Source organism: Brevibacillus nitrificans (assembly GCF_003710965.1).
GTDB lineage: Bacteria > Bacillota > Bacilli > Brevibacillales > Brevibacillaceae > Brevibacillus > Brevibacillus centrosporus.
This window is the reverse complement of the sequence record NZ_RHHU01000028.1, coordinates 1-12543: the sequence shown is the minus strand read 5'-3', so window position 1 is coordinate 12543 and position 12543 is coordinate 1. Positions and strand designations below refer to the sequence as shown.

The window sequence follows — 12543 nt, the reverse complement described above, 5'->3', positions numbered from 1 at the left end:
GTGTGCCATCCATGGATTTTACGAAAATGAGTACAAGTGAGTTTGTGGCCAAAATCCACGAAGCGCAAGCCAAAGACCTCAAGAACAAGCAGCATCAAGGGTACAATCACCCCGAACAACGCTTGCCGAACAAGCAGCGCGTATAGTCGCTGCTCCTGTCCCGCATGCAGACGAAAGCCCACCCTCGAGCACTCAGCTCAACAGGTGGGCTTTTCCTTTGCTGCAATTACTGCGGATCCTGCTTGTTCAGGTTGCGGTCTCGCTCAGACTTTTGGTTCTGGCTCTTTTGATTCTTACCGCTGTGACCTTGGTTGCCGCCGTTTTGGGTGTTGCGATTGTTTGACATTCGAATCCCTTCCTTTGCTCGGGCTTAAGGTTGTCATGCCAAACGTAGTATGTCCCAAAACGTCTACGCACCTAAGTCGTTATTTCGCTTCGCCGATGAATACTTTTTGTCCGTTCTCGTATTTGTACACGTATACGGATGCAAATGTGTTGTCGCCTTTATCGTCGAAGGTTACGTTTACGAATTTACCTTTGTAGTCTTTTGTTTTGTGAACAGCTTCCAGCACTTGCTCACGGGAAGGCTTTTTGCCGCCGTTTGCTTTGATTGCTTCTTCCAGACCATTCAGCATAACACCCATGGAGTCATAACCAAAGGAAGTAAAGATCCCTACTTTGTTGCCAGTCGAGCTTTCGAAGTCGGAGATCCACTTCTTGCCGTCTTCTGTAGCGCCTACATCGCCAACCGTGGAAGTAAAGACAACGTTGTTCGCATTGTCAGCCCCTGCGATTTTCACCAGGTCTGCAGAGTCGTAGCCGTCTCCACCCATGAAGATCCCTTTGAAGCCTTTTTCACGCGCTTGCTTCACGATGATCCCTGCATCGGAGTAGTAGCCTCCGAAGTAGACCATCTCTGGGTTTGCCGCAACGATTTGGTTGATCACTGCGCTGTAGTCTTTTTCGCCAGCTGTTACGCCTTCGAAGCCCAGGATTTGAACGCCGTCTTTCTCAAATTGCTTTTTCACTTCTTCAGCCAGACCTTGGCCGTATGCTTGCTTGTCATGCATCAGATAAGCTGTTTTAATATTCAGCTGATTTTTTGCGTAGATTGCTGCTTTGGATCCTTGTTGGTCGTCACGCGCGCAAATGCGGTGTACGATCTTTTTGCCTTGCTCGGTCAGGTCGGAGCCTGTTGCCGATGGAGATACCATTACCAGCTTTTCTTGATCGTATTGAGCAGCTGCCGTAATGGAAGCACCAGTAGTCGCATGTCCAACTACCCCTACTACGTCTGGGTTGGAAATCAGCATTTGTGCTACCGCTACCCCTTGTTTCGGGTCAGCCTGGTCGTCTTGAGCGGATAGCTGCACGTCGAAGCCCAGTTTCTTGAAGGCTTCCGCTTTCTCTTTCAGTGCGTACTCTGCACCAGCTTTTGCCGTGCTGCCATAGTCAGAATATTGGCCCGACATTGGTCCTACGACGCCGATTACCAGCTTTTCCAATGCGCCGCCTGCACTTGCACCGCCGCCGTTGCTTTGCTCCGATGTGCCGCTTTGTTGTGGAGCAGCACTTTGACCTCCACCACAGCCAGCCAAGAGTGAACCCAACGCAAACGTAGCTGCGAGAATTGACAGTGTCTTCTGTTTTTTCATAGCAAACATCCCCCTCTTTATTTACGAACAAACTATGAACTACTACTACATTGTAAAATAAATTAGAAAATTTGCAACTAAAATAACAATTTTTCTATTCCATATGAACGATGATTATATATTTAAATAGAAAAAGCCGCTTCCCGATAAGGAAACGGCTTCATTTGGAAAATACTTTCTATTCTTTGTATTTATGGGAATACGCTTTGCACATCACGTAAATGGCCACTGCCACAAAAACAATGATCATGACTACGCTGGCAATCGTGCTTCCTTGCATATCTGGTGCTCCTCTCCGTTGCACGTGCTTTGCCTCTATTATAGGGAAGCTCAGAGACGACTACAACGGAGGATTCCTCCAGAAACTTTCGTTGACTACGATTTCATTTCGATCGTCAGGCTGTAGGTAAGCTTTTTCGCATCGTAGCTGACTTTTGCTCCCAGCTCCTGGGCAATGAATACGAGCGGAACCAGAACCGCACCCGTCGTTACACGCGGTGCATACGGGACTCTCGTTTCCTTGCCGTTTTTATACGCAAACGTGCTGTTTTGGTACATGCGCAGCGCGTACTTGTTGTCTTTTGCCACCAGAAGCGATTTGCTCATCGTATCCCAAGCTGCCGAACCGCCCAAGGCAATGGCAAGCGTGCTGGAGTTCACGTAAGCCACCCCATTTTCCGTGACGATGTCCTGCGGGAAAGCAAGCTCCTTTCCGTTCAGGTTGACCTTGATTTTTTGCTGTTGGACCGGAGCCGACTGGGCAAAGGCAGCCGTTGCTGCTACACTGCCAGTCAAGAGCGCTGCTGTCAGGAAAAATGCCGAAAGCTTGCGAAGCATGGTAAACACCCCTCAATTGTTAATGAAATAAATTCCAAATTTGTAACTTCGACGACTGTTTTACGGAATCCTTTTTTCTACCACTCTTTTCCTATGCAGAAGAATCTTCATTCATGCCCACACTATGGACAATAACAATCATTTACCCAGTCAAATTTTTCTTGGTAGAAAAAAATATCCCGCGAACAAATGTTTTTGTGCACAAGCTGTGGATAAAACTGTGGATAACTTATAAACGTGAGGTACTTATGGCAGAAGAGCGTTATTTCTTGATTTTCCAGGAAGCAAGCGACGAGGAATGCCTGCTGACCATCCAGCCCTATCAGGACGAGCAGTCCTTGGCGGAAGCCATCAACCAGCTGCAGGCCAAACAAATCGACGAATACACGATCATTCACGGGAAAAAGATGACGGCGAAGCTGCGTCTTGCCGTGGAACTAAGCGAGGCAGAGGACGAAGAATAAATGTTTTCTTTGCTCAATAGGTTTAAGGGTAGGCAAGTTGGCAAACATGGTAGTGAGGGCTTGCAGTTAAGTGTTTGACCTTCATTGACCTTTTGTGTATGATATTCTTACAAAGAGAGGAGGAAGACTAGATGCACATGAATTTGATCCCTACTGTCATTGAACAGACCAACCGCGGTGAACGTGCTTATGATATTTATTCCCGCCTGCTCAAGGACCGCATCATCTTTCTGGGAACCCCCATTAACGATACGGTAGCGAACATTGTGGTGGCCCAGTTGTTGTTCCTTCAGGCAGAAGATCCAGACAAAGATATTTCTCTGTACATCAATAGCCCTGGCGGTTCCATTACAGCCGGTATGGCCATTTACGATACGATGAACTTCATCAAGCCTGCTGTCTCCACGATTTGTATCGGTATGGCAGCTTCGATGGGTGCCTTCTTGCTGGCAGCCGGTGAAAAAGGCAAGCGTTTTGCGCTTCCGAACAGCGAAGTAATGATCCACCAACCTTTGGGTGGCGCGCAAGGTCAAGCGAGCGACATCGAAATCGCTGCAAAACGTATTTTGAAAATGCGTGACCACTTGAATCAAATCCTTGCTGAGCGTACCGGCCAGCCTCTGGAGCGCATTCAGAAGGATACAGATCGCGACAACTTCCTCAGTGCTGCTGATGCAGTTGAATACGGACTGATCGATAAAGTGATCACTTCCGAGCCTTCTTCGAAAAAATAAGCTTTCCGAATGAAAAAACACCCGCCCGAGTGGCTGGGTGTTTTTCTTATAGGTTACGGTATGTAGGCGTATCCCGTACGTATAGCGTAGCTGTAATCAGGTCTGCCCTTTTCTTCTGCAATTCGGCTAGCCTGCTCCCAATCATAGGGAACCATGATTTGCTCCGCCCTCCAGCCATGCGTGGTTCGCCACAATATCGCGTATTTCGCATGTGGAGACAAGGACTCCATCGCGTGGGGATACGGCTCTTCCTCGTAATAAGCGGGAAAACCGACACTGCCCGGATTCATGACAAGCTTGCCATCTGGCAGCTGCACGCTCTTTGGCAGATGCGTATGCCCACAGACAATGACACGTTGGTCGAGGTGCTTGAGCTGCTCCACAACCGCTTGAAGCTCTCTGTTGGCTGCTCCGTTTTCCGTGACCTCCTCCAGCAGATACATATCATCTGAAAAAGGCGTTCCGTGGCAAAAGAGGATGTCTTCGTAGACCCACGTCTTCCGAAACGTACGGATCCATTCCAGGTGCGCATCGGTAAGCAACGGCTTCACTTGCTGAAATGTCAAGGACTCGCTTTGCTCCTCCAACAAAATCCGATCGCAATTTCCCATGATTGAAATGACATTCTGCTTGGCCATGAGTCTCTCTGCCGTCTCCAGAGGACATATCGGCCCAAATAGCACATCTCCCAGGTTTACAATCATATCAATTTCTCTCTTTTCCAGATCAGCCAGTACCGCATCCAGAGCAAATACGTTGCTATGCACGTCTGAGAGGATCGCAATCCCTTTTGCGGTCATGATTCGCTGGCCGCCTTTTTCACAGACTTCACCTCATAGAGAGCAGCTTCCGAACTTACGATATATTCAGGCTTCGGCTTTCCGAGATTCGCTTTGTGTCCAGCGATATGAGCGTCACTCTTCTCCCATTGCTTCCAGTGAGCCTCTGACTCCCAGCGGACGATCACCATGACCTCTTCGTCTCCACGACTGACCTTTTTTACGAGAACGGTCGAGTCAATGAAGCCTTCCTGCTTTTCGACTAGTCCCTCTCCACTGAATCGATCGACTACTTTATCTGCATTTCCTTCTGTTACAACCGTTTTTCGAACCTGTACAAACATGCCAATCCCCTCCCTATGTATCTTCTTACTGAAAAGTATATTTGACCCTATTTTTCATTGTCAAATGACTGCCAGTTGATAGTAGCGAAAAAAACCGAGCGCATGGGATTTTTCTCCACTGAACGCCCGGTTTGTCTACTGGTCACAGATCTCGTTTTTCCTCCAGCTGACCTACTTGTACTCTCAAGCTGCTGGCAGGATTTCGTTCGGTATGGATGCGAGCCGTTTGCGTTGACTCATCCAGCTCGTCAATCCATACGGAATCTCCCTTGTAGTGCACCACGATTTTTTCGCTGGAGTGAACAATCTCCTGCGCACGTGTCAAATCCATTCTGCTTCCCTCCTGATCATGACTTCCCCGTAGTTATTCAAGCGCTTGCTTGGCTGCAGTAGCACCGGTCATTGTGTCGACACTCGTCTCCTCGATCAATCCATTCTGATCGGTGACTAGCCCTCCACCCAAGCCCTCGTTAATCATGCGGTCAATATCCATGTCATAGGAGTCGCGGCCTTCATTGCAGCTGTCTTGGCACGTATCGCGATTGGTCATTTTCGTTCCCCCTTGTTGAGTTTTTCACATGGATTAGCATGTCCCAACGAGGCAAAAAATGACGCAAAAACCGCTAAATCCGATCCATCCAAAAAAAGACACCTCCCACGTGGAAAGTGTCTTCTGCTCTACTACTATTCTTCTTTGCTTACTAGCTTGGCAAGACTCGTTACTGCCTGGGAGGCATCCGGCCCTTCTGCCAAAATGGTGATTTCCGTACCCGAACTGATCGCGAGGCTCATGATACCCATGATGCTTTTCGCGTTCACTTTCTTATTTTCCTTTTCTACGAACACTTCCGAAGCAAAACGGTTGGCCTCCTGCACGAAAAAGGCTGCCGGACGTGCCTGCAAACCGGTTTTCAATTGGACCACTACCTGCTGTTGAACCATGAATGGACCTCCTTCTCTAGAGACTATTATCCTTTAGTATATCATGCATCTACATCGAAATATTTTGTTTTTCTCGTAATTTGTCAGCGATTTCGTTAATTTTTCGCAGGCGGTGATTGACTCCCGATTTGCTGACAACTCCGCTAGGCAGCATCTCACCCAATTCCTTTAAGTTAATATCGGGATGAGCCATCCTCAGCTCCGCTACCTCTCGCAGGCGTTTTGGCAAATTCTCCAAGCCCATTTCCTGATCGATGAGCTGAATATTCTCCAGTTGCTGCGTCGCTGCATTGACCGTCTTGTTAATATTGGCTATCTCGCAGTTATGCAAGCGATTCACCGAGTTGCGCATATCCTTGACGATTCGTACGTCCTCGAAATAGAGAAGTGCCTGGTGAGCTCCAATCAAACTCAAGAACTCCGTAATCTTTTCGCCTTCTTTAATGTAGAGAACATACCCTTTTTTCCGCTCGATGCACTTGGCATTTAGTTTATACCGATTGGCGATCTTGGTCAATGCCTCACAAAAATCCTGATAGGCCGTAAAAATCTCCAAATGATAGCTGGACGCCTCCGGATGATTGACCGAACCCCCTGCCAGAAAAGCGCCGCGCAAATACGCTGCGCGGCAGCATGATTTCTTCACAATGTCTGGCGCCACACCCGAGAGAAACGAGAGGCTCGAATCCATGATGCCCAAATCCTGCAAAATTTCGTTCGCCTTATTGGGTATCCTTACGATGTACACATTGTTCTTCTTCAAGCGCATTTTTTTCCGGACTAATAACTCGGCGTGAATCTGGAACAGCCTTTTGATCAAGGTGTAAATCCGTCTCGCAATCGCCGCGTTTTCCGTTGTGACATCGAGTACGAACCGTCCTGCGCCGAACTGAAGGCTGCCGTTCATGCGAATCAAGGCAGACAGCTCCGCTTTGCTGCAACAGTCAGCACCCTCCTGCATCGTTAATTCTTTTTTGGTCTGCGCGGCGAATGACATCGACCCTCACTCCTTCTCTATCTTCAGCACCTTTCGCCTGCGCTTGACGAGTGCAACCACTTGTTTACTTACTGCCAGTGCATCGTGTCGCAGATAGCCGTCCTCAAATGTGACCAGCGGCTTGGCGACAACCTGTAGTCCTAGCTGTCGCAGCTTTTTCAGATCACATGGGACAGGAGCTGCTCCCTTTTCCGCATACTTATCCAATACATAGGCTGGCAGCTCTGCTGAATTGACAATAATCGTATCTAAAAATGGTCCATCGACGTGCTCATACATGACGTTGACATGCTTGGAAGCCGTAAACCCATCCGTCTCCCCAGGCTGTGTCATCACGTTGCAGATGTAAATCTTCGGAGCCGTCGAGCTTTTGATAGCGTCAAACAATCCTCGAACCAGCAAATTGGGCAGGATGCTCGTGTACAAGCTTCCCGGCCCAATCAAGATCGCATCTGCTTCAGCGATCGCTGACAGAGCATCTGCCAGGGGGACTGCATCCTCCGGGTCGAGAAAGACTCGTTTGATTTCCTTGCCAGTCAGGGGAATCTGCGACTCTCCTACCACGTACGACCCGTCTGTCATTTCCGCGACGAGACGAATCGACTGTGTCGACGCGGGTAAAACATCCCCTCGAACCGCCAGAACTCCGCTCAATGTTTTCACAGCCGTAACGAAGTCCCCCGTGATCTCGTTCATCGCGGCAAGTAATAGATTTCCCAAATTATGCCCAGCTAATCCCGTGCCTGCGGAAAAACGATACTGCATCACTTTTTCCATCAATGGTTCTGTATCGGCCAGAGCCGTCAAAACGTTTCGAATATCTCCTGGCGGGAGCATATCCATTTCCTCGCGCAATCGACCAGAGCTTCCCCCATCATCGGCTACTGTCACAATTGCAGTTATATGCACAGGCTCGTGCTTCAGCCCTCGTAACAAAACGGACAGACCCGTACCTCCGCCGATTACGACAAGACGCAACTGCCTTGCCTGCAGCCTCCCCATTCCCTTAGTAGGCATATGTCACCTCATTATTCCTATTGCACACAAACACATGGCCTGGCTCTTAGCGGGAACGATCCCCTTTATCTTCCTGCCATCCTATGCTCACTTGTTCTTTTCCATGTCTCGATGACTAACCCGTACGGTAAAATCTTTGCCGAAGGTCTCACCCAGATGCTCCGCAATCGCTACGGAACGGTGCTTCCCTCCCGTACAGCCAATCCCAATCACCAGCTGACTTTTCCCTTCGCGCTGATAATGCGGCAGTGTGTAGGACAAAAAGTCGACCAGCTTCTCGATAAACTCTTGTGTTTCTTTGTGCTTCATCACGTATTCCGCCACTTCCGGATCACAACCGGTTTTGGGACGAAGGTCTTCTACATAGTGCGGGTTCGGTAAAAACCGCACATCAAACATCAAGTCGGCATCGATCGGTGTGCCGTATTTAAACCCGAACGAGAGTACGTTGATCGTAAGCGGTGACCCTTGCTGACCGTATTGGTTAATAATTTTTTCCCGCAGCTGGGCAGGTTTCATTTGACTTGTATCAATAATCTGATGCGCCCAGCCCTTCATTTCCTGCAGCAGGCGTCGTTCAGCATGAATTCCTTCCAATGGCGAACCGTTTGGCGACAACGGGTGGCGACGACGTGTTTCCTTGTATCTGGACACCAACGTGGTATCACTCGCATCGAGGTAGAGAATATGGTACGAAAGTCCGCTCATCTGGTTCAGGCTTTCGATCGTGACTGACAAGCTCTCAAAGAACTCCCGCCCACGCAAATCGATTACCAACGCAACCCGCTCAATACTTCCACCGGACTGTTTGACCAGTTCAGCGAATTTAGGAATCAGTACTGGCGGTAGGTTGTCTACGCAAAAGTAGCCCAGGTCCTCCAAGCTTTGTACCGCAACCGTTTTTCCTGCACCTGACATTCCCGTAATGATCAGCAGATTAATGGCCTTATCGTTTCCCAATTCTGTCACGCAACTCGCCTCCTACGATTCTGACAATAGCATACCATATTGACCGGCCCATTCGCACCTTTTTGGGAGTTTCCCCGCTTTTCCCAACAAGGGAACAAGCCCTTATACACAAAAAAGATGCGCGACTGAGTACCAGCCACGCAACAATTGTTTATATAGATAAGGGGGTCAATTCATTGAGTTAATCATAACTCCCAATTATTTCACCTATGTTACAACCAGGTTAAGAGATTGTGACATTTTGTTCCTTTAATGCTTCATTCAGTTCTTCCACGTAGTGTTGAGCCGATTGAGCGGCAATGGAACCGTCGCCTGTTGCTGTCACGACTTGGCGCAGCAATTTTTCACGAACGTCCCCTGCTGCAAATACACCTTTTACTTTGGTGTTCATTTTTTCATCGGTCAAAACGTAGCCAGCGTCGTTTGTAATTCCCAGCGGGCGTACGCTTTCCGTCAGTGGATCCATCCCTACATAAATGAATACACCATCCGTAGCGAATTCACTTTGCTCACCGGTTTTCAAGTTTTCCAGCAAAACGGATTGCACTTTGCCTTCTCCACGAATTTCTTTCACCTGTGTATCCCAGATGACTTCGATTTTTTCATTTTCGAACGCGCGTTTTTGCAGGATTTTTTGCGCACGGAACTGGTCACGTCGGTGGATAATGGTCACTTTGGTAGCAAAGCGAGTCAGGAACACCGCTTCTTCAACTGCAGAGTCACCGCCCCCTACAACAACCAGCTCTTTGTTGCGGAAGAAAGCACCGTCACACACTGCGCAATACGATACGCCGCGGCCAGACAGCTCTTTTTCACCCGGAGCACCCAACAGACGATGCTCAGCGCCTGTCGCAATGATTACGGATTTAGCCAAGTATTCTTTATCTCCCGTAACAACCCGTTTGTACGGTGCTTCGTCACGGATTTCCTTGATTTCTCCGTATGCGTATTCCGCACCGAACTGTTGGGCGTGCTCGAACATTTTGGTCGACAGATCCGGACCGAGAATAGAGGTGAAGCCTGGGTAGTTCTCGATCTCTTCTGTGTTCGCCATTTGGCCACCAGGGATACCGCGCTCCAGCATCAGGGTGCTCATATTCGCACGAGAAGTGTATACAGCAGCCGTCATACCGGCAGGGCCAGCACCGGCGATAATTACATCATAAATTTTTTGGTCACTCATATAGGATGCCTCCTTCGTCAAGCAGGTTTGTCTTTGCTCATTTCTTGTTTCTTATTTATACTTATTATAATGTAAGAATCTATTTAAAATCAAGCTTCGACAGCACTTTGACGCACTTCGCTACAGTAGAAATAGAAACCCCGTACTTTTCAGCAAGATAGGCTTGCGATTTCTTCTGCTGACTCACCGTTCCGTATACATATTCTAATGCAGCGACCCATGCGATTGATTTCCGCACTTGTACATGATTGACCACGTACTTCTGATGCTCCGCCCAGAACTGGAGGCACCAATTCCCGGCAGCTTCCTGACCTTCCTCGAACAAATAGAGGCGAATTCCCTCTTCGACACTCTCCACATCCTGTGGGCTTGCATCTGCCTTTTCTACTGGGTTTGGAGCATCCTGTGGCATTGCAGCTCCCATATCCGCCAAAGCCAGCAGAGCCAGCTTCTGAAGCTGCTGGTTGTCGGTCGAGTGGTAAAACTGGCGAACCGCTGTTTCCGCTTCGTCATCACCAATCATCGACAGCGTCTGCAGTACAGCAAACTTCACTTCATCTCTGCCATGCTGCAGCGCCCACAGCAGCGAAGCGCGAATCATGGGATCGGTCTTGAAATCTTCAACGCCGTTAAACGTGGCTTGCTCCCACGAGACTTCCCGCTGTGTCGGGTTGTATTGATAAGGGATCGGTTTTATAGTTTCCCCTTCTTGCTCGCTTTTTACCATCTGAATGTATTGATCTGCGACACCGGCTTCCGGATCCATTTGCTTTGCTTTTTGCCACCAGCGCAGCGCTTGGTCTTTTCGTCCGCTCAAATAGGCAGAGATCGCAGCGTAATGATACGTACATGCTTCATGTGGACGGCCTGCCTTCAGGATGCGCTGGTAGTGGAAGTACGCCTCTTCGTGCTGCCCAAGAACCCCCATGGTAGTTGCCAGCTTATACGTGTTTTCCGGATGGAAGGGCACAACCTTTTTCAGCATGTCCATCAGCGCAATCAATTCGGTCGTATGATTGTGATGGGAAAGCAACACCGCCAAATTGCACAGGGCGTGGAGGTTGCCTTGTTCCATTTCCAGCGTTTTCTCGATCGTCTTCATGGACTGCTGAAAATCGCCTACGTAATAATAAGCAAGCGACAAATTGTTCCAGGCTGGGAGAAAGGACGGGTCATTTTCCACGATTTCCTTTAAGGTGTCCAGTGCTTCCAAAAAGCGGCCTTCTTCCAGACTGCGGCGTGCACGCTCGTGCTTGCTGTAGACGTCTTCGTTCTCGCTCGGCTGAAAATGACGCGGCGGCATATCGAGCTCAAAATAGATGTAGTCTAAAAGCTCCTCTGCATCCTCACGGTATGGTCCGTTGCCATCCTCCTGAAGGTAGCGAACAGCCATTTCTTCCGCCATCTGATAATCTTCCAGATTGGCGTAGTTGTTAGCCATGTAGAAGTAAACTTCCGACATGGACGTATCCCATTTTTCTATCACCTCATAGAGAACATCATTTGAGGCTTCAAACTGTCCTGTCTCAGCGAGTGCGCTGGCCAGATGGCAATGGCACTCAGCGTTGGCAGGCTCAAGCTCAATCGCTCGGCGAAAGGAACGCAATGCTTTTTCATAGTCATACCGATTTAAAAAGCGCGTGCCACGATCCACAAAAAAAGCGGCATCTTGCTTAAAGTCAACGACGGTTGTTTTCTTCAAAATACTCTTGTTATGTTTCATAGAACCTCCAACATCGTAGGAGAAGCACTCCAAGTATCGTACCAGATGCGCTCGCGCCCTACAAGCTGACTCGTCTTGTAAGTGTTTTGTGCCTAAAAGCAGGAAAACACCACTTGCTATGGAGCCAGTGGTGTTTACAGACAAGAATGGAGCGGACGAAGGGTCTCGAACCCTCGACCTTCGCCTTGGCAAGGCGACGCTCTACCAATTGAGCTACGTCCGCATGTGGTAACATTTTCTTTATTCAATTAAGGTAAAAACTGGTGAGCCATGAAGGACTCGAACCTTCGACCCTCTGATTAAAAGTCAGATGCTCTACCAACTGAGCTAATGGCTCGTACATGGTGGCTCGGGACGGAATCGAACCGCCGACACGAGGATTTTCAGTCCTCTGCTCTACCGACTGAGCTACCGAGCCATACGTATATTCCGTTTTATGCCATTTAGAAATGGCGGAGCTGACGGGACTCGAACCCGCGACCTCCGGTGTGACAGACCGGCGTGAACTCCAACTTCACCACAGCTCCGTGGAAAAGGATATTGACTACTGTCATTCCTTCAAAACTGAATACGCATGTTTGCTAAGAGTGTGTGGATAAGTCCTCGACCGATTAGTATTCGTCAGCTCCACGTGTTACCACGCTTCCACACCGAACCTATCAACCTCATCGTCTATGAGGGGTCTTACCAGCTTACGCTGTGGGAAGTCTCATCTTGGAGGGGGCTTCACGCTTAGATGCTTTCAGCGCTTATCCCGTCCGCACATAGCTACCCAGCTGTGCCACTGGCGTGACAACTGGTGCACCAGCGGTGCGTCCATCCCGGTCCTCTCGTCCTAAGGACAGCTCTCCTCCACCTTCCTACGCCCGCGACAGTCAGGGACCGAACTGTCACACGAC

Annotated in this window: 15 protein-coding genes, 4 tRNA genes and 1 rRNA gene; 3 read left to right on the top strand and 17 right to left on the bottom strand. The window is 49.0% G+C overall.

The window, feature by feature from the left end; genetic code table 11:
• The first annotated feature begins 11 nt into the window (after nucleotides 1–11).
• On the top strand, nucleotides 12–146 hold the full coding sequence (locus tag EDM59_RS29960; protein WP_122926931.1) for a DUF4023 domain-containing protein: 135 nt from the start codon (nucleotides 12–14) through the stop codon (nucleotides 144–146).
• A 279-nt stretch (nucleotides 147–425) separates the two neighbouring features.
• Here the strand turns inward: EDM59_RS29960 and EDM59_RS29955 are convergent, their stop codons facing one another.
• Both EDM59_RS29955 and EDM59_RS29950 read right to left on the bottom strand, forming a co-directional pair.
• The gene (locus EDM59_RS29955; RefSeq protein ID WP_092275331.1) at nucleotides 426–1655 is read right to left on the bottom strand and encodes a branched-chain amino acid ABC transporter substrate-binding protein; all 1230 of its coding nucleotides are present in this window, start codon (nucleotides 1653–1655) and stop codon (nucleotides 426–428) included.
• Nucleotides 1656–2030: 375 nt separating this feature from the next.
• Nucleotides 2031–2492 carry a copper amine oxidase N-terminal domain-containing protein gene (locus tag EDM59_RS29950; RefSeq protein ID WP_122926930.1) on the bottom strand — a complete coding sequence of 154 codons (462 nt, stop codon included), beginning with the start codon at nucleotides 2490–2492 and terminating at the stop codon, nucleotides 2031–2033.
• A gap of 248 nt (nucleotides 2493–2740) precedes the next feature.
• On the opposite strand from EDM59_RS29950, the gene EDM59_RS29945 reads away from it, so the two are divergent.
• Both EDM59_RS29945 and clpP read left to right on the top strand, forming a co-directional pair.
• On the top strand, nucleotides 2741–2956 hold the full coding sequence (locus EDM59_RS29945) for a hypothetical protein (RefSeq protein ID WP_122927009.1): 216 nt from the start codon (nucleotides 2741–2743) through the stop codon (nucleotides 2954–2956).
• 137 nt (nucleotides 2957–3093) lie between these two features.
• On the top strand, nucleotides 3094–3690 hold the full coding sequence (clpP, locus tag EDM59_RS29940) for an ATP-dependent Clp endopeptidase proteolytic subunit ClpP (RefSeq protein ID WP_174769314.1): 597 nt from the start codon (nucleotides 3094–3096) through the stop codon (nucleotides 3688–3690).
• A gap of 53 nt (nucleotides 3691–3743) precedes the next feature.
• On the opposite strand, the gene EDM59_RS29935 is transcribed toward clpP, so the two are convergent.
• The 15 genes from EDM59_RS29935 to EDM59_RS29865 form a co-directional block, all read right to left on the bottom strand.
• Nucleotides 3744–4490, bottom strand: coding sequence for a metallophosphoesterase family protein (locus EDM59_RS29935; RefSeq protein WP_122926929.1), 747 nt, complete (start codon nucleotides 4488–4490; stop codon nucleotides 3744–3746).
• Nucleotides 4487–4813, bottom strand: coding sequence for an antibiotic biosynthesis monooxygenase (locus EDM59_RS29930; protein ID WP_122926928.1), 327 nt, complete (start codon nucleotides 4811–4813; stop codon nucleotides 4487–4489). Before EDM59_RS29930 ends, EDM59_RS29935 begins: the two co-directional genes overlap by 4 nt.
• A 142-nt stretch (nucleotides 4814–4955) precedes the next feature.
• A complete protein-coding gene (locus EDM59_RS29925) occupies nucleotides 4956–5144 on the bottom strand; it encodes an H-type small acid-soluble spore protein (RefSeq protein ID WP_122926927.1) in 189 nt (62 codons plus the stop codon).
• 33 nt (nucleotides 5145–5177) lie between these two features.
• On the bottom strand, nucleotides 5178–5363 hold the full coding sequence (locus EDM59_RS29920) for a hypothetical protein (protein ID WP_092275353.1): 186 nt from the start codon (nucleotides 5361–5363) through the stop codon (nucleotides 5178–5180).
• Nucleotides 5364–5497: 134 nt separating this feature from the next.
• Nucleotides 5498–5755: an HPr family phosphocarrier protein gene (locus EDM59_RS29915; RefSeq protein ID WP_055745544.1), complete on the bottom strand. Its 258-nt coding sequence runs from the start codon at nucleotides 5753–5755 to the stop codon at nucleotides 5498–5500.
• Between the two features lie 49 nt (nucleotides 5756–5804).
• Nucleotides 5805–6752, bottom strand: coding sequence for a DNA-binding protein WhiA (gene whiA, locus EDM59_RS29910; RefSeq protein ID WP_092275356.1), 948 nt, complete (start codon nucleotides 6750–6752; stop codon nucleotides 5805–5807).
• Between the two features lie 6 nt (nucleotides 6753–6758).
• Nucleotides 6759–7769 carry a gluconeogenesis factor YvcK family protein gene (locus tag EDM59_RS29905; RefSeq protein WP_122926926.1) on the bottom strand — a complete coding sequence of 337 codons (1011 nt, stop codon included), beginning with the start codon at nucleotides 7767–7769 and terminating at the stop codon, nucleotides 6759–6761.
• A gap of 87 nt (nucleotides 7770–7856) precedes the next feature.
• Nucleotides 7857–8738: an RNase adapter RapZ gene (gene rapZ / locus EDM59_RS29900; protein WP_092275362.1), complete on the bottom strand. Its 882-nt coding sequence runs from the start codon at nucleotides 8736–8738 to the stop codon at nucleotides 7857–7859.
• Between the two features lie 223 nt (nucleotides 8739–8961).
• The gene (gene trxB / locus EDM59_RS29895; protein ID WP_122926925.1) at nucleotides 8962–9921 is read right to left on the bottom strand and encodes a thioredoxin-disulfide reductase; all 960 of its coding nucleotides are present in this window, start codon (nucleotides 9919–9921) and stop codon (nucleotides 8962–8964) included.
• Nucleotides 9922–10000: 79 nt separating this feature from the next.
• On the bottom strand, nucleotides 10001–11644 hold the full coding sequence (locus EDM59_RS29890; protein ID WP_122926924.1) for a tetratricopeptide repeat protein: 1644 nt from the start codon (nucleotides 11642–11644) through the stop codon (nucleotides 10001–10003).
• A gap of 147 nt (nucleotides 11645–11791) precedes the next feature.
• Nucleotides 11792–11867 (bottom strand) — tRNA-Gly (locus tag EDM59_RS29885).
• A gap of 38 nt (nucleotides 11868–11905) precedes the next feature.
• Nucleotides 11906–11981, bottom strand: a tRNA-Lys gene (locus tag EDM59_RS29880).
• A gap of 5 nt (nucleotides 11982–11986) precedes the next feature.
• Nucleotides 11987–12062, bottom strand: a tRNA-Phe gene (locus tag EDM59_RS29875).
• Between the two features lie 32 nt (nucleotides 12063–12094).
• Nucleotides 12095–12171, bottom strand: a tRNA-Asp gene (locus EDM59_RS29870).
• A 64-nt stretch (nucleotides 12172–12235) separates the two neighbouring features.
• Nucleotides 12236–12543, bottom strand: a 23S ribosomal RNA gene (locus tag EDM59_RS29865); the annotation flags it as partial.